Annotated in this window: 18 protein-coding genes; 7 read left to right on the top strand and 11 right to left on the bottom strand. The window is 62.9% G+C overall.

Features of this window, described 5'->3' with window-relative positions; genetic code table 11:
• The first annotated feature begins 6 nt into the window (after nucleotides 1-6).
• From ASE00_RS00410 to ASE00_RS00425, 4 genes are all read left to right on the top strand, one after another.
• Nucleotides 7-1,077, top strand: coding sequence for an amidohydrolase family protein (locus ASE00_RS00410; protein ID WP_056376824.1), 1,071 nt, complete (start codon nucleotides 7-9; stop codon nucleotides 1,075-1,077).
• Entirely contained in the window at nucleotides 1,038-1,895 is an 858-nt protein-coding gene (locus ASE00_RS00415) for a hypothetical protein (RefSeq protein WP_056376826.1), read from the top strand. The genes ASE00_RS00410 and ASE00_RS00415 overlap by 40 nt, the downstream gene beginning before the upstream one ends.
• A 120-nt stretch (nucleotides 1,896-2,015) precedes the next feature.
• Nucleotides 2,016-4,151 (top strand): TonB-dependent receptor, encoded by a 2,136-nt coding sequence (locus tag ASE00_RS00420; protein WP_056376828.1) that lies wholly within the window; start codon nucleotides 2,016-2,018, stop codon nucleotides 4,149-4,151.
• 51 nt (nucleotides 4,152-4,202) lie between these two features.
• Nucleotides 4,203-4,988 (top strand): hypothetical protein, encoded by a 786-nt coding sequence (locus tag ASE00_RS00425; protein WP_056376829.1) that lies wholly within the window; start codon nucleotides 4,203-4,205, stop codon nucleotides 4,986-4,988.
• Between the two features lie 84 nt (nucleotides 4,989-5,072).
• On the opposite strand, the gene benD is transcribed toward ASE00_RS00425, so the two are convergent.
• From benD to ASE00_RS00440, 3 genes are read right to left on the bottom strand one after another with little or no spacing between them, the layout of a single operon-like run.
• Nucleotides 5,073-5,864 (bottom strand): benzoate diol dehydrogenase BenD, encoded by a 792-nt coding sequence (gene benD, locus ASE00_RS00430; RefSeq protein ID WP_056376832.1) that lies wholly within the window; start codon nucleotides 5,862-5,864, stop codon nucleotides 5,073-5,075.
• Entirely contained in the window at nucleotides 5,861-6,376 is a 516-nt protein-coding gene (benB, locus tag ASE00_RS00435; RefSeq protein WP_056376834.1) for a benzoate 1,2-dioxygenase small subunit, read from the bottom strand. The genes benD and benB overlap by 4 nt, the downstream gene beginning before the upstream one ends.
• Complete coding sequence (locus ASE00_RS00440) at nucleotides 6,373-7,731, bottom strand: Rieske 2Fe-2S domain-containing protein (protein WP_056376836.1); 1,359 nt, start codon at nucleotides 7,729-7,731, stop codon at nucleotides 6,373-6,375. Before ASE00_RS00440 ends, benB begins: the two co-directional genes overlap by 4 nt.
• Nucleotides 7,732-7,849: 118 nt before the next feature.
• On the opposite strand from ASE00_RS00440, the gene ASE00_RS00445 reads away from it, so the two are divergent.
• The gene (locus tag ASE00_RS00445) at nucleotides 7,850-8,767 is read left to right on the top strand and encodes a LysR family transcriptional regulator (RefSeq protein WP_056376838.1); all 918 of its coding nucleotides are present in this window, start codon (nucleotides 7,850-7,852) and stop codon (nucleotides 8,765-8,767) included.
• A gap of 15 nt (nucleotides 8,768-8,782) precedes the next feature.
• Here ASE00_RS00445 and ASE00_RS23680 read toward each other — a convergent pair whose 3' ends face one another.
• Nucleotides 8,783-8,986 carry a hypothetical protein gene (locus tag ASE00_RS23680; RefSeq protein WP_162256374.1) on the bottom strand — a complete coding sequence of 68 codons (204 nt, stop codon included), beginning with the start codon at nucleotides 8,984-8,986 and terminating at the stop codon, nucleotides 8,783-8,785.
• A gap of 236 nt (nucleotides 8,987-9,222) precedes the next feature.
• Between ASE00_RS23680 and ASE00_RS00455 the strand changes: the two genes are divergently transcribed.
• Nucleotides 9,223-10,422, top strand: coding sequence for an IS256 family transposase (locus tag ASE00_RS00455; protein WP_056376842.1), 1,200 nt, complete (start codon nucleotides 9,223-9,225; stop codon nucleotides 10,420-10,422).
• 281 nt (nucleotides 10,423-10,703) lie between these two features.
• On the opposite strand, the gene ASE00_RS00460 is transcribed toward ASE00_RS00455, so the two are convergent.
• The gene (locus ASE00_RS00460) at nucleotides 10,704-11,870 is read right to left on the bottom strand and encodes an acyltransferase family protein (RefSeq protein ID WP_082594356.1); all 1,167 of its coding nucleotides are present in this window, start codon (nucleotides 11,868-11,870) and stop codon (nucleotides 10,704-10,706) included.
• Nucleotides 11,871-12,069: 199 nt separating this feature from the next.
• Here ASE00_RS00460 and ASE00_RS22720 point away from each other — a divergent pair, with 199 nt between their 5' ends.
• Nucleotides 12,070-12,255, top strand: a complete 186-nt coding sequence (locus ASE00_RS22720) for a helix-turn-helix domain-containing protein (protein WP_235538478.1) — start codon at nucleotides 12,070-12,072, stop codon at nucleotides 12,253-12,255.
• Nucleotides 12,256-12,564: 309 nt separating this feature from the next.
• Here the strand turns inward: ASE00_RS22720 and ASE00_RS00465 are convergent, their stop codons facing one another.
• The 6 genes from ASE00_RS00465 to ASE00_RS00495 all read right to left on the bottom strand — a co-directional run bounded on the left by ASE00_RS00465 (nucleotide 12,565) and on the right by ASE00_RS00495 (nucleotide 19,243).
• Nucleotides 12,565-13,146: a biotin/lipoate A/B protein ligase family protein gene (locus tag ASE00_RS00465; protein WP_156405213.1), complete on the bottom strand. Its 582-nt coding sequence runs from the start codon at nucleotides 13,144-13,146 to the stop codon at nucleotides 12,565-12,567.
• Between the two features lie 144 nt (nucleotides 13,147-13,290).
• Nucleotides 13,291-14,432 (bottom strand): IS3 family transposase gene (locus ASE00_RS00470; RefSeq protein WP_156405332.1). Its coding sequence is split into 2 segments (ribosomal slippage): nucleotides 13,291-14,192 and nucleotides 14,192-14,432, totalling 1,143 coding nucleotides; the frame shifts between segments, so codons are not numbered across the junction.
• A 239-nt stretch (nucleotides 14,433-14,671) separates the two neighbouring features.
• The gene (locus ASE00_RS00480; RefSeq protein ID WP_414819823.1) at nucleotides 14,672-15,886 is read right to left on the bottom strand and encodes an MFS transporter; all 1,215 of its coding nucleotides are present in this window, start codon (nucleotides 15,884-15,886) and stop codon (nucleotides 14,672-14,674) included.
• A gap of 51 nt (nucleotides 15,887-15,937) precedes the next feature.
• Nucleotides 15,938-16,750 carry an enoyl-CoA hydratase/isomerase family protein gene (locus ASE00_RS00485; RefSeq protein WP_056376852.1) on the bottom strand — a complete coding sequence of 271 codons (813 nt, stop codon included), beginning with the start codon at nucleotides 16,748-16,750 and terminating at the stop codon, nucleotides 15,938-15,940.
• 50 nt (nucleotides 16,751-16,800) lie between these two features.
• A complete protein-coding gene (locus ASE00_RS00490; RefSeq protein ID WP_162256376.1) occupies nucleotides 16,801-18,402 on the bottom strand; it encodes an FAD-dependent oxidoreductase in 1,602 nt (533 codons plus the stop codon).
• A 46-nt stretch (nucleotides 18,403-18,448) separates the two neighbouring features.
• On the bottom strand, nucleotides 18,449-19,243 hold the full coding sequence (locus ASE00_RS00495; protein WP_056376855.1) for an alpha/beta fold hydrolase: 795 nt from the start codon (nucleotides 19,241-19,243) through the stop codon (nucleotides 18,449-18,451).
• Between the last annotated feature and the right edge of the window lie 11 nt (nucleotides 19,244-19,254).

Raw genomic sequence — 19,254 nt, forward strand, 5'->3', positions numbered from 1 at the left:
AGAGACATGATCGAAGGCAATCTCGTGATCGATGCCACGGTGCATGCGTTCAATTTCCGCGAGGATAATCTGCGCCAGCCGTTCGTGTCGGACGTGGTGCGCGGGCTCTATCACTGGGTCTACAATCAGCTCGGGCCGCATGACGATCCGCGCTACAAGATCACGCTGGAGCAGTTCCAGAACCTGTTCGACCATCAGCCGCAGGTCATGGAGGAGGTGCTGTTCCGCGAGAGCGACGTCGATGTCGCCGCCTATCATGGCGTGCCGATGTACGGCTTCTTTGGCGACGGATCCTCGCCGATCCACATCGCCGAGGCGATCCAGCGCCGCTACCCGCACCGGATGATGATCTATGGCGGCCTGAGCCCGTGGGAAGAGGATCCGGCGGCGAAGGTGGTGTCGCTGATCCGCGATCATCATGTTGCCGGGCTGAAACTTTATCCGGCCGACATCGTCGAGGGTGAGCTGAAGCGCATCCGGCTGGACGACGAGAAGCGGATGTACCCGCTGTTCGAACTGGCGCGCAACGAGGGGCTTAAGGTCATCGCCATGCACAAGGCGCTGCCGCTGGGGCCGATCACGATCGACCATTATCATATGGACGATGTGGAGGCGGCGCTGAAGACCTTCCCCGACATCACATTCGAGATCGTTCATGGCGGGCTCGCCTTCTTCGATGACACGGTCCGCCTGCTCGAAACCTATCCGAACATCTCGATCAATCTCGAAGCGGCGCCCTGCTATGCGATCAACCATGGCCAGCGCTTCGCCGAGATGATGGCGCCGCTGATCGGGTCTGGTGCGCACGATCGGATCTTCTTCTCGACCGGGGCGACCGGCGTTCACCCGCAGCCTTTCCTGGAGGCCTTCTGGCGCTTCGAGATGCCGCGCGGCTATCCGGCGCTCACCCCCGAGATCAAGATCGGCATCCTCGGCGCGAACTTCGCCCGCCAGCATGGCCTCGACGTCGAGGAGCTGAAGCGCCAGTGCCAGGCCGACGAGCTCGGCCGCGCCAATGGCCGGTCCGAACCCTGGTCGTGGCTGCGCGCGCAATATGCCGCGCGGGCGGCGGCCTGATCGTCATGGCGGCCAAGCCCGCATCCCGCATCCTGCCCTGGCTGCTCGGCAGCTATGGCCTGTGCATGGGCGCCGGCGGGCTGGCGCTGATCCTTGCCCCCGCCCGGGCCAATCGCCTTGAAGCCGGGACGTCGAGCATATTTGTCGAGCATCTCGCCCAGTCGCGCGGGGCGGCGGTCCTCGCGCTGGGCGTGATCGCCCTGCTGGCGGCGCGGGACGCCGGACGGCAGCGTTGGATATTGCCCGGGCTGGCGGCGTCGAGCGCGCTGTTCGCCGGTCTGTTCCTGATGGTGCAACTGTCCCCGGTCGCCGCGCCATATCGCTGGGTCGCGGTGCTTTTGTGCACGCTCTGGGCCTCAGGCTTCGCATGGCAATCGGCCCATGGCGCCGAAGAAATCGACCGCTTGCCGTGGCGCGATCCGTCGCGCCTGCTGCTGATCAGCTTTGCACTGTGGACCGGGATTACGGGGCTGCTCTGGCTGGTCGCGCCGGGTGGTCTCGGTGCGCAACTGGAGACGATGGCAGGGCAGGGAGCGGGCTATTTCGCGATGGCGCGCGGCGCGGTCGATCTTCCGCTCGGCTGGCTCGCCTGGGCAGCGCGTGACCGACTGCGGTTGCCCGTCGCCTTGCCGGTGGTCGCAGGGATGTTCGTCGGAAACGCGGCGTTGTCGGTTGCCGGTTTCATCGCCCAGATGGAGAGCATCGCGACGCCGTCGCGCTGGACCGTCGAGCTGCTGCACATCGTCTGGACGATCGGCGCGGCCGTTATCGGCTGGCAGCTGTCGCGCGCTGGAAAACGGGCGGTTTCGGCATCGTGACGAGCATCGCCGCAAATATATTGACATGATGTTGTACTAACATCATAACAACATGGTGACTGACCCCGAGAAGGGCGACAGTTCGACCGTGCGAAGCGGCCATCCGTGGGGAGGAATTACATGAAGAAGATTGCCGATATCCGTTTCCTGTCGACCGTAGCGGTCGCCGCCATGCTGGCCGCGACTCCGGCGCTGGCGCAGGATGCGCCCGCCGCGGACGAGGGCATCGCCGACATCATCGTCACCGCCAACAAGACCGGCGAATCCTCAGTGCAGCGCACCCCGATCGCGATCTCGGCCTTTTCGGGCGAAGCGCTGGCCGATGCGCACATCGTCAGCACCAAGGATCTGGGGCAAGTGGTGCCGAGCCTCAGCGTCTCGCAATTCTCGACCTATGCGCAGATCTACATTCGCGGCGTGGGCTCCAACAACAGCTTCAACGGCTCGGACCCCAGCGTCACCGTCCATGCCGACGGCGTCTATCTGGCCCGGCCCTTCGCCCAGTTCATGACCTTCCTCGATGTCGAGCGCGTCGAGGTGCTGCGCGGACCGCAGGGTACGCTCTATGGCCGCAACTCGGCGGGTGGCACGATCAATATCATCTCTCGTACCCCCGGCAACGACGTGCGGGCGCGCTTCGCGGCCAGCGCGGGCAATTACGGCCTGATCGACGTCGGCGGCTATGTCGGCGGCCCGATCGTCGAGGACAAGGTGCAGGCGAGCCTCGCTGCCTCCTATGTCCATCATGACGATTATCGCGAGAATATCGTCGCGTCGGGCAATGACGTCGACAATGAGAACAGTCGCGCGATCCGTGGCCAGTTGCGCCTGACCCTGGCCGACGGGATCGTCGCGACGACCCGCGCCGATTATGCGCTGTCGAAGCAGCGCATCCCCGGCTTCTCGGTGCTCCAGACCACGTTCGATCCGGCCACCAACTCGATCCTCGGCAATTACAAGAAGGTCGCGCTCGATTTCCCGCAGTTCAGCCGCACCCGCATCTGGGGCGTGTCCGAGGATGTCGAGTTCGAGCTGTCGGACAATGCGACGCTCAAGTCGCTGACCGCCTATCGCGACAGCAACTCGACTTCGCAGCAGGATGGTGATGCTACCGATCAGGCGCTGCTGACCGTCAACCTCGGTGAGCGCGCCAAGCAGTTCTCGCAGGAGTTCAACCTGGTCGGATCGGCGGGCAACCTCGATTATGTGCTGGGCCTGTTCTATTTCAACGAAAAGGTCCGCACCAACAGCTTCCTCGGCCAGCCGGCCCGCGACCTGCGCGCCACCTTCCGCCCCTATACTCATACCCGCGCCTATGCCGGCTATGCGCAGGGCACCTATCGTTTCAGCGACAGCCTCTCTGCGGTGCTCGGCGCGCGCTATTCGGAAGAGAAGAAGGACTTCACCCAGTCGATCGACCGGCGCTTCGTGACGACCAATGTCGCGCTGCCGCTGATCAGCTATGCCGCCTCGCGCAAGTTCAACAGCTTCACGCCGAAGATCGGCCTCAACTGGACCCCGACCCAGGCGATCCTGGCCTATGCGTCGGTGACGCGCGGCTTCAAGAGCGGCGGGTTCAACTTCAACTCGGCCAATGCCGCGCAGGGCTTCGATCCGGAGACGCTGTGGGCCTATGAAATCGGCCTCAAGACCCGGCTGCTCGACAACCGGCTGATCGCCAACGTCAGCGCCTTCCGCTATGATTACAAGGATCTGCAGGTCAACGCCTTCATCAGCCCGGGCGTCACCGATATCGTCAACGCCGCCTCGGCGACGGTGAAGGGCGTCGAGCTGGAACTGACCGCGAAGCCCGTTCCCGGCCTCGATCTGACCGCGAACTTCGCCTATCTCGACGCGACCTATAAGGATTATCCGGCGGCCCCGATCGGCGGCACCGCGACGATCGACGCGAGCGGCAACCGGCTGAACAACGCGCCCAAGTTCACGATGAACTTCTCCGCGCAATATGAGCATGAGCTGGGCGGGGATTATTCGGCCTATGTCCGCGGCGAATATTCGCGCCGCAGCCAGACCTACTTCACGGTGATCAACTCGCCGCTGGTCGGGCAGGACGGCTATGGCCTGGTCAACGCCGCGGTCGGCGTGAAGGCGGGCAAGGCCTGGACCTTCGAGCTGTGGGGCCGCAACCTCACCAAGCGCGAATATGTGCTGAACGTGTACACCAGCGGGCCGGTGCCGTCGGGTATCCCCGGTGCGCCGCGCACCTATGGCGCACGGCTCAGCTGGAACTATTGAGGAAGACGAGGGCGCCGCGCAGGAGCGCGGCGCCGCAGGGAATGAAGCCGCATGTTCAAGCTTGCCGCCGCCGCGCTCATCGCCGCGATCATCCTGTGCCTTGCCGCGGGACGGCGCGGCAGCCCGCATTGGCTCCGTTTCGCGCTGGCCAGCTTCGGCTTCTTCGGGGTGATAACCGCGATCTTCTGGATCGTCTCGCCGGCCGGCACCGCGCGCACGGTTTCGGACGATCTGGCGGGCGGCGTGCTGCTGTTGCAGATCGTCCAGGGCCGCGGCGCGGTCGTCCTGCCATTCGGGCTGGCCGCGCTATTCGCTGCCTGGACCCTGCCCGGACGGCGCAGCGCCGCTGTGCTCGGCCCGTTCGCCTATAATCTGATCATGAGCTTCGAGGCGCTACGGGCCCAGTTCACCCCGCTCGCGACGCCCGAACGTTGGATATATGTCGGCCTGCACAGCCTGTGGGCGATCAGCCTGGCGATCTACTGCTTTGGCCTCGATTGGCGGAGCGGGCGCAAGCCCCCGACCGTCGCGGTCGCCATCGTTCCGCCGCTCCTGGGCGTCACTCTGTTCGCAGCACCGTCGCTGCTGACCGGCGGCAATCAAAGCCCGATGCTGCTCCACGCCGCGCACGCCTTCGGCGCATCGCTCATTGGTCTCGGCGCCGTGTCCTATGGTTTCTGGTCCGGACTGTCAGGAATGCCAGGCCGAGTGCTCTGCATCATGGCCGCGCTGTTGCTGGCAGCGATCGCTTTTGCCTCGGGCTATTGGATGGCGCTGGTTCTCGCGCTCGCATGGGGGCTGGCGCATGCTGCCCGCCAAGGGCGTGAAGCTGCCTAGCCGGATCAATCGATGGTCTTGAACGGCGATGTGCGCCCCTGCGACGTCAGGTAAGACTGTCGCGCCGTGGGTCTGATCCAGCGTTCAGCCCAGATCGCCGCCGGCCACGGGCAGGATCGATCCGGTGATATAGCTCGCCTCGTCCGATGCCAAAAACAGGATCGGCGCGATCTGCTCGTCCAGATTCCCATAGCGCTTCTGGAAGCTGGATTGTGTTACCTGCTCGACCACATCCCGCATCCAGCCCTGCTCGCGCGCATCGTCGCCATCGGGATTGCGGGGTATGCGGCGCGCAGGGGCTTCGGTGCCACCCGGCGCGGTCGCGACGACCCGGATGAGTGACTCGGCATATTCCATAGCCAGGCTCTGGGTGAGCGCGTTGACCCCGCCCTTTGCCGCCGAATAGGGTACGCGATGGATGCCGCGCGTGGCGTTGGACGAGACGTTGACGATCGTCCCGCCGCCCTGCGCCTGCATCACCGGCAGCACCGCATGGCAGGCATAGAGCGTCGGCATCAGCGAGCGGCGTATCTCGGCGTCGATCTGCTCCGGCGCGAATTCTGCGAAGGGACGCATGCGGATCGCTCCGCCGACATTGTTGATCAATATGTCGATCCGACCGAAGCGGCGGACCGCCTCGGCAACCATCGCCGCCGCGCCGTCATATTTTTCGAGATCGCACACGAACGCCACCGCTTCACCGTCCGCTTCCGTGGCGACGGCATGGACGAAGTCGGCCCGGTCGGCGAGCAGAACGCGGCCGCCTTCCGCCGCCGCGCGCAGTGCCACGCCGCGGCCGATGCCCTGCGCCGCGCCGGTGACGACCATCACCTTGCCTGCGAAACGCCCGCCGAAGATCGAAGCCGCGTTGCTCATATGTGGTAGATGTCGATGACTTGGTGGATGTAGTCGTCCTTCAGCACAACCTTCTTGCGGCTGATCCGCGGCGCGCCACCGGTCATGTCCAGCGTGCAGAAGCTGGTGCCGAAGAACTGAGCTGTCTGTTGCATGCGGTGGCTCAGCGTGTGCCAGTTGTAGCGGACGTCGATCGCGCCCTCGCGCTCGGCCAGTATCTCGACATTGCCGATCATGTGGCAAGTGCGCGGTTGGGGTGCGCTTGCCGCCGACCGCCCGGTGTTGAGCCGGTAGATGCGATCCTCCAGCCCCTTGCGATTGGGATAATAGATCAGCGAAATCTCGCTCTGCGGATCGGTGGTGAGCTCGTCGTCGTCGGTCCAGGCCGGCATCCAATATTCGACGTCGAGCGTGTAGCAGTCGAGCCATTCGTCCCAGGCGCGATCATCCAGGCAGCGCGCTTCGCGATAAAGGAAGGCGCAGACATCCTGATAGGACAGACCGGTGCGGTCCCGCTCCAGCAGCGCGTTCATTCCGCTGCCTCCAACTGCGGCTCGGCCGCGTCGCGATCGATCCCGGCCAGCATCGCTCGCGCCCAATATTCATGCTGGCGCACGAACAGTCCTTCATCTTCGGAACGCTCGCTCGACAGCAGCGGATTCATCCCCATCGCCCGGGCGTTGTCGTCGGGCCCGGCGATCCAGCGCAGCGCGCCGCGGCTCAGGTCGTTCCACAGCTCGCCCGCCCCGGCATAGGCCGACTGGCACGACCGGAACTCCTCCAGATCGTCGGGCGTCCCCATGCCGGATACGTTGAAGAAATCCTCATATTGGCGGATGCGCACCGCCCGGTCCTCGGCGCTCTCTCCCTTGGGCGCGAAGCAATAGATCGTTACCTCGGTCTTATCGACGCTCACCGGGCGGACGACGCGTATCTGAGTGGAGAACTGATCCATCAGGAAGACATTGGGATAGAGCGCCAGGTTACGGCTTTGGCTGACGATGATCTCGGCGCGCTGTACGCCCAGCCGTTGTTCGAGCGCCACCCGCTGCGCCCATATCGGCCGCACTTCGGGATTGAGCACCCGCGTCCACAGCAGGATATGGCCGTGTTCGAAGCCATAGACCCCGCTCACCGCCTTCGACCATCCATTAGCGTCGACCGCCTTGGTCCCGCCTTCGGCCCGGCGCGTCATAGTCGCCGCATAATTGGCGTGGACCGAACTGACATGATAGCCGTCGCAGCCGTTCTCCATCTGCAACTTCCAGTTGCCGTCGAAGATATAAGTCGAATTGCCGGTCAGGATCTCGATTCCCCCGGGCGCCTGGTCGACGATCTGGTCGATGATCACGCGGGTTTCGCCGAGATAATCCTCCAGGGGCAGGACGTCGGGATCCATGCTTCCGAACAGGAAGCCGCGGTAATTTTCGAAGCGTGCGACCCGCGCTAGATCGTGCGAACCGTCGCGGTCGAAGCTCTCGGGATAGGCCCCCGTGCTCGCGTCCTTGGCTTTCAACAGCGATCCGTCGGTCCTGAAGCTCCAGCCATGGAAAGGGCAGACCATCAGCGGCTGATTGCCCCGCTTGCGACGGCACAGCTTCGCGCCGCGATGCGAGCAGGCGTTGACGAAGGCGTTGATCGCCCGGTCCTTTCCACGCACCAGCACGACCGGCACCCGGCCGATCCAGCTGGTGAAATAGTCGTTGGCGTCGGCGATCTGGCTTTCATGGGCGAGATAGACCCAACCGCGCTCGAAGATGTGCTTCATCTCCAGATCGAACAGTTCCGGGTCAGTGAAAATATAGCGACGACAGCGGAAGGCGCCGGTTTGAGGATCGTCGACGACGGCAGTCCTGATTCTGCCGCTTATGTCACTCCGCCTTGCCATGCCCAGGCACCCTCCTTCCAAATATACGGTTTGGATATGTTGGAGGTTATCGGCTGGATTGATCGGGTTCAAAGACCGTTTGGGTGGCATTAATATACCTCTATGGTATGAAAATGGCATGGATCTCCGGAATCTCCGCTACTTCGTCACGCTCGCCACAGAGCGGAATTTCAATCGCGCGGCGGAGCGGCTGAACATCGCCCAGCCTCCATTGAGCCGCGCTATCCAGCAGCTCGAAGCCGAGGTCGGCGCAGAACTGATCGATCGTAGCACCCGCCCGCTGCGTCTTACCGCGGTGGGGCGGCTGTTTCTCGATCAGGCGCATAGCGTGCTCGACCGGGCGGAGGCGATGCGAAGCACCATGGCATCGATGGTGGCGTCCCGGCAACGTCGCTTCGTGATCGGTTTCGTCGCCTCGACGATCTACGCCCGCCTGCCCCAGCTGATTCGGGCCTTTCGCGCCACGGCGCCCGATGTCGAACTGGTGCTGGTCGAGAGCTCGACGCTCGATCAAATTGTTGCACTGAAGGAGGGCCGCATCGACGTCGGCTTTGGACGCATCCGCTTCGACGATCCCGAGGTACGCCGCGTCGTACTGCGCGACGAGCCACTGATCGCAGCGTTGCCGGCCACCCACCCTCTCGCACAGCAGGAAGTGATTTCGCTGCTTAATCTGCGCGATGAGCGGATCATTATATATCCGCGCGAGCCGCGTCCCAGCTATGCCGATCAGGTCATCTCGCTGCTGCGCGACCATGCCGTCGAGCCGCGCATCGCCCAAGAGGCGCGCGAATTGCAAACCGCGATCGGGCTGGTGGCCGCCGAGGAGGGGATCGCGATCGTCCCGGAATCGGTACGTCGCGCCCGTACGGGCGACGTGGTCTATCGGGAACTTGCAGAAACGGCGACCTCTCCGATAATCATGAGCTACAAACGTGGAGTTCGCTCTCCCGAACTTGAGATCATGGCAGCGGTGATCGCCAAGAATTACGCGATATGGAAGTACCAGGTCCCAGAGGGACTTATCAGCTTGTAGCGACTAACCGTCGCATCATGCTTCGGTAGCTTCCATAATCGCGTCCTGCGCCGCCACTTGGGCATGGCTCCATGCATGACTGAGCAGCGCGGCTTTGCAGATGTCGAAATCTGCTCGTGCTATGAGGCGGGCTATGATGGCTTCTGGCTTCATCGGGCACTCGAAGCACGGGGCATTCTGAACGCCGTTATCGACTCCGCCAGCATCAAGATCAGCCATCGACGAAAGCATGTGAAAACGGACCGGACGGATGCGTGCGGCATGCTCACCGTGCTTATGGCGCTGTACCGGGGCGATGGAGACATGTGCTCGGTGGTTCGTGTTCCCAGCGAGGAGGAGGAAGACCACAAGCGCATCATTCGTTCGCGTGAGAGCCCGCTGAGCGAGCGGGTTCGCCGGGACTGTCTGAATTTTTGTGCGCGGGGCCATAAAGATGGAAAGAAAGGACCATCGATATGGCGATCGACAAAGAGCTGTTGGACCAGTTGCTGGCGGGCCGTGATCCGCAGGAGTTATTTGGTAAGGATAGACTTCTCGACGAACTGAAGAAGGCGCTGTCGGAACGGATGCTGTCGGCAGAGCTGGACGACCATCTGGAGAATGAAGCCGAGGCAGGCGGAACGAACCGCCGGAACGGCAGCTCGGCCAAGACGGTGCTGACCGACACATCGCGGCTGACGCTGGCGATTCCGCGCGATCGGGCGGGGACCTTCGATCCGAAGCTGATTGCCAAATATCAGCGGCGCTTTCCTGGTTTCGACGAAAAGATCGTGTCGATGTATGCGCGCGGCATGACGGTGCGCCAGATCCGGGGGCATCTCGAGGAACTGTACGGCATCGATGTATCGCCCGACCTGATCTCGACCATCACCGATGCGGTGCTGGAAACCGTCGCCGAATGGCAGGGCCGGCCGCTCGACAGCTGCTATCCGCTGGTCTTTTTCGACGCGATCCGGGTGAAGATCCGGGACGAGGGTTTCGTCCGCAATAAGGCGGTCTACATCGCGCTCGCTATCCTGCCCGACGGCGCCAAGGAGATATTGGGCATCTGGATCGAACAGACTGAGGGCGCCCAATTCTGGCTGCGGGTGATGAACGAGCTCAAGAACCGCGGCGTCGCCGACATCCTGATCGCCGTGGTCGATGGCCTCAAGGGCTTCCCAGAGGCCATCAACGCGGTTTTCCCGGCGACCATCGTCCAGACATGCATCGTCCACCTGATCCGCAATTCGATGGGCTTTGCCTCGTGGAAGGATCGAAAGCTGATCGCGCAGAGCCTGAGGAGCATCTATCGCGCCGAAACGGCCGACGCCGGCCGGGCGGCGCTGGACGCCTTTGACGAGAGCCATTGGGGCCGTAAATACCCGGCCATCGCCCAGAGCTGGCGGCGCCATTGGGAGCATGTCATCCCCTTCTTCGCTTTTCCCGAAGGCGTGCGCCGCATCATCTATACGACCAATGCCATCGAAGCGCTCAATTCCAAGCTGCGCAGGGCGGTTCGGACCAGGGGCCACTTCCCCGGTGACGACGCCGCGATGAAGCTGCTATACCTCGTCCTCAACCAGGCGGCCGAAGAATGGAAACGGGCGCCGCGCGAGTGGTTCGAGGCCAAGGTGCAATTCGCCGTCATCTTCGGCGAGCGCTTCTCGGCCTGAGGTTTACAACCGGCCCCGCGCACAAAAATTCAGACAGTCCCTGTGTGAACGGGAATTATGTTAAGCGAGGCGGGCGCTTCAGTTAAAATGCTTACGCGGGTTCGATTCCGGCTCGGACCTCCACATTGCAGCTTTGCGCCCCAATTTCGTCGTCCGAAGCACGGGCCTGATTTGCTAAAAGCGGTCGTTCGGCAGAACTTATCAGGGACGCGGAGCATGAACCCCCCAAGCCCTGTTTCGCTGAAAATAGGAGCACGGGCAATTTCTGTGTTTTGGCGCCGTCAGTCACTATGGATGCTGGCCGGAACACGCTGCTCTGATCGTTCGCGCGCCAGCCGATTTATGAGGAGCGCTGGGAGCCGCAGCATATCCTTTGTGGGTTTCTCGACGAGGTGCCAGCTCAGCCAGCCGCAGGCCCAGCTGGTGATGACCGTGATGGCGAGATACGGCCAGAAGTTGAAGCCAGCCATCGCGAGGGACAGGCCGGCGGGCCAGCCATAGATATAGGTGCCGTAGCTGATGTCAGTTCGGCGGTTGATCTGGCCGAGTGGACCGAGGTTTGCCCTGAAGGCGAGCCAGTAGAGTGCGGGCGCTCCAACCAGGCAGATCGCCCATTCCGCTACGCTGGGGTGTCCAAGCAGCAGCAACGCCCAGAGGCCGGAGACCAATGCCGCGCGGTGGTCGATTAGCCTTTCGATGTCGTCGCGGTACAGATAGCCTGCTGCCCCGGTGAAGAAGATCGTGAACAGCCGCAGGCTCGCTGCGGGTTCGCCGATGAGGGCGTAGAGCAGTGGCCAGTTCTGAGCATATTGCAGGCTGTGCAGCCGCCAGTTGAGAGGCGGGTAGCGCGAGAGCAGCCACAAGGTGAGCAGCGTGAGGGCCAGCTTCAGGATCATCTCGCGGCGGGCGAGCATGCCTGTCGCTCCGAGCAGGGCGACCATCAGATAGCAGCGAAACTCGAAAGCCAGCGACCAGAGGGGGGCGTTGGCGTTCCACCATGTGCCCTCATGTTGGAATGCGGGCGGCGCCTGCAACAGCGCCAGCCGCCACCACTGCGGTGAGCCGGGCGCGGCGTAAAGGCTGTGGATGAGCCAGATGCTCAGCGCATAGGCCAGTAGGAACGCTGGATAAATGCGAATAACCCTGCGGCACAGGTAATCGGCGGTACTGCGCGAGCGCAGCCTCGACATGGTGATCAACCAGCCGCTGATCAGGAAGAAGCCGTCGAGACAGAGCGAGGCAAGGTCGAGGGTGCCGGGGATCAGGGTAAGGATGGGCTCTCTGAAAGGGGCGCCGGGTCCGAATTGGCCGCATGCATGACCAAAGACCACCCCCGTGGCCAGCATCAAACGTAGAAGTCCGATGTTATTGTGCGCGGCGGACGACGAAGAGGGGCGACGGCGTTTCGCCTGCGCTCCCTTCCGTCTCGCCATATGTCGCCCCCGCATTGCGCAGCGACGTCTTGGCTTCGGGCCTCTTCGTCGCGCTCGCCTCCCTCAAGACGCGTTCCGGGCTAACCCAATGTCGTCTATGAGTGACAAGACCAATGCTCGACGTGGGGCGGCAGTCAACCTATTTGTCACTGATCGTCTGTAGATCGATCGTCGACATGGGTGTCTTTATCTGGGCGTGGATATACGAGCGCGCTTGGGGAATAATGTACGTCGCCTTCGTGCAGCGAAGGGCTGGAGCCAGGAGGCTTATGCCGACGAAGTCGGGATCCATCGCACTTATGTCAGCGACATCGAGCGCGGAGCGCGAAATCCTACGATCGCTGTGGTCGAGAAACTAGCCAAGCCGCTGGGGGTGCCAGCGTCGCAGCTGATCGAGTAGGCTTCGGAATCGTTGGTTACAAGAGTTGGCGACATGGTGGCTGCACCATCGTCGTGAATGAAGGCGACGCTTCCCAGATGTTTTAACTTCTGGCCGGCCTTAGGAGAAACGGCCGCTTCGCGCCTTATAATCGGTCATCCGGTTTATTTATTTAACCTCCCGAAAGCGGCCATTCATTCTACCACCGCGAATGTGTCGGGGAGAAATTCATTTGCGAGCAGCATGCGGGCGTTTCCTGATTCACGGCGACGAGATGCCTGCGTTGATTGGCCTTGTTGTTGGGCTTCCTTTCGGTCGGGTGGTTCCCGCTTAGCCCCCAATCCGCGACCCGGCGGCATCGGCCAATTGCTGTACCGTGCAATGTCGGTCGGCGCGATAGATGGCCCGTATGCCCAATGCCGCCTCAAATGCCGACACGATGGCTACGTCTCGCGCGACATCCCCCTCTATACTTACAGCCGCATGAGTGAGAATAGCCGCTCGCGAAGTTGTCCGCCTTACTAGGCACGCAGTACCAGCCAGCTTTCGGTCCGTGGCGCGGATATTGAAGCGCCCATCGCAATAGCTGCCTGGTACCGGGCCGGCATCCGCAACGATGCCCAGCGAGGCGAGCGCGACCAGAAGCTGTTCGACAAGCGCGCCATAGGCGGTGTCGATCGTAAAGCCGTTCGGCGATGCGGGCTCAATGCGGCTTACGTTGAGGATGCCAGGCCGATGCACAACAGCAGATCCGCCGGATGCACGGAGATAGACCGGCCAGCCTTTGGCGGCGAACTTCGCCGCGGCCCGCTCGAAACCAGTCTTTCGCGCCCAGCCGGAGGGAACGACGAGGCAGGGGTGGTTGACCCACAGCCGCGTCGTCGCATTCAGCCCACTCCCTTCGAGCGCCATGCCGAGGAGCCTCTCGTCGCGAACGAGGCCCTGATGTCTCTGCGCGAGCTCATTGGATTCGATAGCACAACCCGGGGCAATCGCATGTGCGAGCGCCGTGACCAAAGCTGACGGGGCGGACATTGGTGAGTAGCCCCTAGTTTTCTAGACGCCTTCCGCTTTCAAAATCCGCTGCCGTTCGAACTCGACGGGCGACAGCATCCCGTTCCTGACATGCTTGCGCACCGGGTTGTAGAACATCTCGACGTAATCGAACAGGTCCTGCCGGGCTTCCTCGCGTGTTTTGTAGGTGCGGCGCCGGATGCGCTCACGCTTGAGCGACGAGAAGAAGCTCTCGGCCACAGCGTTGTCGTGGCAGTTGCCACGTCGGCTCATCGAGTGCTCAAGATTGTGGGCCCGGATGAAGGCAGCCCAGTCCATGCTGGTGAACTGCGAGCCCTGGTCCGAATGGATCAGCACCCGCTGCTTCGGCTTGCGCCGCCATACAGCCATGTGGAGCGCCTGCAGCACTACGTCTGTGGTCTGCCGGCTTTGTATCGACCAGCCCACCACCCGGCGGGAATAGAGGTCGATCACGACAGCCAGATAGGCGAAGCCTTCCAAGGTGCGGATGTAGGTGATGTCTGTCACCCAGGCCCGGTCGGGTGCCGCTACGTCGAACTGGCGATCCAGAGTGTTGTCGACCGCCAGGGACGGCTTGCCGCCATAGCTGCCCGGCCTGCGCTTGTAGCCGATCTGCGCCCTGATACCCGCCAGCCTGGTCAACCGGGCCACGCGGTTGAGGCAGCAGGTCTCACCGTGATCCAACAGGTCATCGTGCAGCTTGCGGTAGCCATAGACCTTGCCAACGTCGTTCCAGGCCTGCCGCAGCAGCTCCGTCTGCCGAGCATCTTCCCGAGCCCGCTGGCTCAGCGGGCTCTTCTGCCAGGCATAGAAGCCGCTGGGCTGGATGCGCAGGCACCGACACATCGAGCGAACCCTGAACTGGTTACGATGCTCGGCAACAAACGCGTATCTCACTTTGCATCCCTGGCGAAATACGCGGTGGCTTTTTTTAGGATGTCGCGCTCCTCGGTCACCCGGGCCAGTTCGCGCTTCAACTGACGGATCTCGGCATCTTTGCCGGCATCGCCCGACACTTGCCTCGCCAGCTGCCGCTTCCACGAATACAGCGAGTGCTGACTGACGCCGAGCCGCTGCGAAACCTCGGCTACCGGATACCCACGCTCGGTGATCTGGGCCACCGCGTCACGCTTGAACTCATCGCTGAAATTGGGCTTCCCCATCATCGCCTCCTGTCCTCAAAATTAGGATCGAAGGCGTCCAGAAATCTAGGGGCTACTCATCTTGGCCGCGCGCTCTTACCCGGAGCGGGCAATCTTAACTCATCTCTGAGGAGGCCCGATTCGAGTCCTAAAGCGGAGTAATTCGAGTCTCTCCTGGCGCCAGAATTCGTGTGTCTAGGTTTTACCAGCAATCTTGCCAAGGCTGCCGCAGGTCTAAGCTCCCCTCGGGTCGCGGCTTGTCAGGACACATCAACGGATCGTGGAAGGATCACGCCATCGCGGGCGGCGACTTGGCCAACCAATAGAAAGATTGCCGCCGTGATGCCGTAGAGCACGGCCGCCAGGACGAGCACGCTGGCCACGCTCGACCCCGCGACGAATGATGCGAGGAAGGGTCCGATCGCCATGCCGATAAGCTGGATCGGGAAGAACATCGGCGCGAGCGCGCGAGACTCATCGATCGCGACCAGCAGGGCTGTCGCGAATGGAACCGCCCCCTGCCAGAGCAATCCGAATGACGCGAGAGCAACGGCAAATCCGAGCGGCGACCCAGTCCAAATCAGCGCCAGAGCGAGGGCGGCTTGCAAAGCCGACATGACGAGCAACGTTATCATCATGGGCATGCGCCAGCCATAGCTCGCAACGAACAGGCTGATCAGGAACTGCCCGGCGATCGTGGCGGTTACAGCGGTTCCGATCTGGCCGGGTGAAAGGCCGTGCCCGACTGCTAGAGGATCGACATAGGCCCAGGCGGCCGCAAAACCGGCGGACGAGAGCAGGATGCCGCCAAGAGCCAGGCAGGTGAGGAGTGTCCAGCGCACGCGCCGGCGTCCCTCGTCCAGCTTGTGCGCAAGATCGTCGCAGATGAAAGTGGCTGCCGCCGCGCAAACCAGCCCGATGATGGCCAGCGCGACGAAACCGGCAGAGGAGCCGAACCGTGGCATGATGTAGCTTGGCAGCGTGTACGCCAGCAACAGCGGCGGCGGCACGCTGACCGTCAGGAATAGACCACTCAGGCGGGCAGGTACGGGGCAGAAGGCGATCGAGAGCGCCGTGACCGAGATCAGCATTCCCTCGGCCAATCCCGCCGCCCCGCGGCTGGCTAGGATCGTCCAGGGTCCTGCTGCGGCGATCGTCCAGAGATTGGCGATGGCCATTACGGCGCCGGCGAGTACGACGAGCCAGCGCGTCACCGCGCGCGTGAGCATGCGCGCGCCGATCAGCAGGCCCAGCGCCATGGTCAGGGTCTCGGCCGTTGCCGCCCAACCAAGCTGTGCGGCGTCGATGCGTCCAGCGTTGAGCAGACCGCCGAGCACGATGGGCATGATTCCGAAGATCGTCAGCCCGCCTGTCCCGATCAGCAGGCTGAGTGCGATGGTTCGGCTGGATTGAAAGTGCGCGGCGCCGGCTTGGCTCATGACATGCTCTCGCTTTCGATATCCTGTTGCGCTCATCGGGCGGTTCGCAGACTGGCCGGGTTTAGGGCAATCACCTTGCCGTCGCGATCAACGCCCCGAAAAGACTGGCGTGCGCTTTTCGACGAAGGCGCGCATTCCTTCCTTGGAATCTTCGCTCTGCGTCAGCGCTGTGATCGTCGCGCGTTCGAACGCCAGGCCATTGTCGGATGTGGCGCCGACGGCCTTTGCGATACATGCCTTGATGGCCCGCACGGCGGAGGGCGCCTGACGTGCGATCACAGCCGCCAGGGCGACTGCGCGATCAATCGTATCGGCCGGGTCGCACAATTCCTGGACCAACCCATGCTGTAACGCGTGCTGGGCATCGATCGGCTCGCCGGTCAGTAGGTGATAAGCTGCGACGTTCGGGGGAAGCTTACGCGGCAGCCGTTGCGAACCGCCATCACCGGGCATACCGCCGATCTTAATCTCCGGCTGCCCGAACCGAGCGGTCTCCCCAGCGACGATGAAGTCGCAGACCAACGCGAGTTCGCACCCCGCCCCAAAGGCGATGCCGTTGACGGCCGCGATCAACGGTTTCTCGAAGCTCTCGATCGCCGTCCATGCCGCAACGCGCGCCGGCGCATTGGCCACGGTGGCTGGCCCGAATGCCACCATCTCGCTGATGTCCGCACCCGCAGCGAAACAGGTGCTACCCCCGGTAATCACCACACAACGAATGGTGTCGTCTGTCCGAAGGTCAGTCAGGATACGGCCTAGTTCGATTATCATGGAACTGTGCAGCGCGTTCTTCTTGTCCGGGCGGTCAAACCGGACCAATGCAACCTGGTCGGCCAGCCGCTCGAGCACGACGTTGCGCGCGAAATCCTCTGGTCCGGACGTCGGAATATCCTTGGTCATACAATGCTACTCCTGGCCGGCTCGTGAGAAGGAGATGAAGGGGATCGCGCTCATCGCGCGGCGTTTTGCTTGAGAAGCGCTCGCGCGCAGATATAGCCCCATGTCATGTATGGGCCGATCGTCGTGCCGACCTGGCTTGGCGTGCGGGCGCCTGTTGGATTAGCCATCACGTTGCCCGCACAATAGAGCCCTGGGATGCCCGATCCGTCGGCGCGCAAGGCAAGTCCGGTGCTGTCGGTGCGCACGCCGCCCTTGGTGCCGAGCAGCGACGGGCGGAATCGGTATGCCACATAGGGGGGGCGGTCGATCTCCCGCATCGTCCCGAGCCTGCTGGCCAGCGACCGCTCGTAGGGAGAGGCCGCGCCGCGGTCAAAATCGAGATCCTTGCCAGTGCGTGCAAACCCGTTAAACCGCGCGACCGTTTCGATCAGGTTCGCGGGTGGCAAGCCGGTCTTCGCCGCCAGTTCCTCGATCGAGCGCGCCTTGAGCAGCCACCCCAGTTTAAAATGGCGGAACCATCGGATCAATGGCGTTCGGCGGACCATTGGCCAATGGCTGATGACCCAAGCTGGCTGGTGTATCAGGTCGCCATTCTCGTCCCGATCCATGATCCGATCATAGACCCAATATTCATACTCGCTTGCAAAGCGCCGGCCGTTGCGGTCGACGATGATGGCGTCGGGTTCGGTATGAATGCGAAGCGGCAGGCCGTGAAGCTTGCCTTCGTAACGGATCGGCGGCTGGATGACGATGTTGCCCTGATCCATATGGGCGAAGGTCGCGCCGATAGCCTCAGCCATCTTGTGGCCGTCGCCTTCATTGCTGCTCGGCCCGCTCTTGAAGTCGACCTCGCTGGGGAAATGCCTGGCGAGCATTTCCGCATCCCATTCGAAGCCGCCGCTGGCGAGGATCACGCCCATGCGAGCGTGAACCACTTCACATATGCCGTCACGGACGATCTCGACGCCGTTGACAGCGCCGGTTTCATCGAGGGTCAGCGCACACGCGCGGGTCGAGAGTTCAATCGTGCAGCCAGCGTCCAGACAGCCTTTGAGCAAGCCCACGATCAAGCCGCCGCCCTGTGCGATGGAATCGCTGCGCCAGCGACGCAACAGGGTCAACCATTGACCCATCATGCCGCGGATCGGATGCCGGAACAGATTGGCCGCCATCGTTTCGTGATAGGTAAGCCGTTGCGGCACCGTCGAACGGCGTATTCTGTTGCGATAGGCGCCAAGGATGCGCTTGCTGATCGGCTCGACCGACAGGACGCGACTGGCTTTCGCGCCCGGCGCGTCCTCGAACGGGTCCGGCACGTCGGTCAGGCAGAAGCGCAGCGGCGAATGCGCTTCGACGAAGCGCAGCATCTCAGGACCGTTCTCGATCTGGGCCTGCCAAAGCGCGTCTTCGCTTTCTTGCCAGCCCGGCGGAGAGGCCGCGCGCATATAGGCCATCGCCTCTTCGGTACTGTCGGCCAGCCCCGCCTCGGCGGCATAGTGATTGGTGGGAATCCACGTCATGCCGCCCGACATCGCGCTCGTGCCGCCGATCCAGGCGGTTTTCTCGAGAATGTGGACCGACTTACCCGCAACTGCGGCCGTCATCGCGGCAGTGAGCGCGGCAGCGCCCGAACCGACAACGACGACATCCACCGTATTAACCTGGCTGGATGGGGGTGGCGTGAGACCGTTCATTGCGTCACTTGCGCTCGGCAGACACGGCGAGTGGCCCGAGCGAGCGCACGAACCCGCCGATCTTTTCACGATAGAGATCGGGGCGAGTCTTAGGGAAAAAGTGACCCCCATCGACGATTTCGAGCTGGGCATCTGGCACAAGGTCCGCGATCATCCGCGATTGATAGATCGGGGCGAGCAGATCGTCGGACGCGCCGATCACCATGACCGGCAATGCGAGTTGGCGCAGCGCATCGCGTCGATCGAACCCATAGGGCGCCTGCATCCGCTTCATCATCACCGCGTCGGGCATACGCGGCGTTATCCGCTCCAGCCGGCCGCGTAGATCATAGGCCGGGTCCGCGACATCACCTGCTGGCATGGCCAGGAGCGCCGACAGCTGGCCCCACCCCCTTGCGCCGCCACCGTCGAGCAGTTGCTGTCGCAGGTCGCCGACCGCCATCATGTACCAGTCGAAGACGCAAAACGTCCCGCTTAAGACACCCGCCTCGAACCGCTCGGGGTGATCGATCAGCAGGCCCTGCGTGATGACGCCGCCCATCGAGTGGCCGATGACGATCGTTCGATCGATGCCGGCATCGTCCAGTATCGCCAGCGCGTCCGCCGCGATCTCGTCGAGCGTATGCCGGCCTTCCACGGCGATATTCGCACCACAGCCGCGCTGGTCGAAGCTGATCACCCTGAACTCATCCGCGAGAGAGTCGCCAAGCTCGCTCCAGAAGTCGGCATGGCCGCCGAGCCCGGTCACGCACAGTACCGACCGCTGGCCCGACCCTTTGCTGGTGTAGCCGAGAGTCATCGCGCGCGCGA

Source organism: Sphingomonas sp. Root710, assembly GCF_001429065.1.
In the GTDB taxonomy this organism is placed as follows: domain Bacteria; phylum Pseudomonadota; class Alphaproteobacteria; order Sphingomonadales; family Sphingomonadaceae; genus Rhizorhabdus.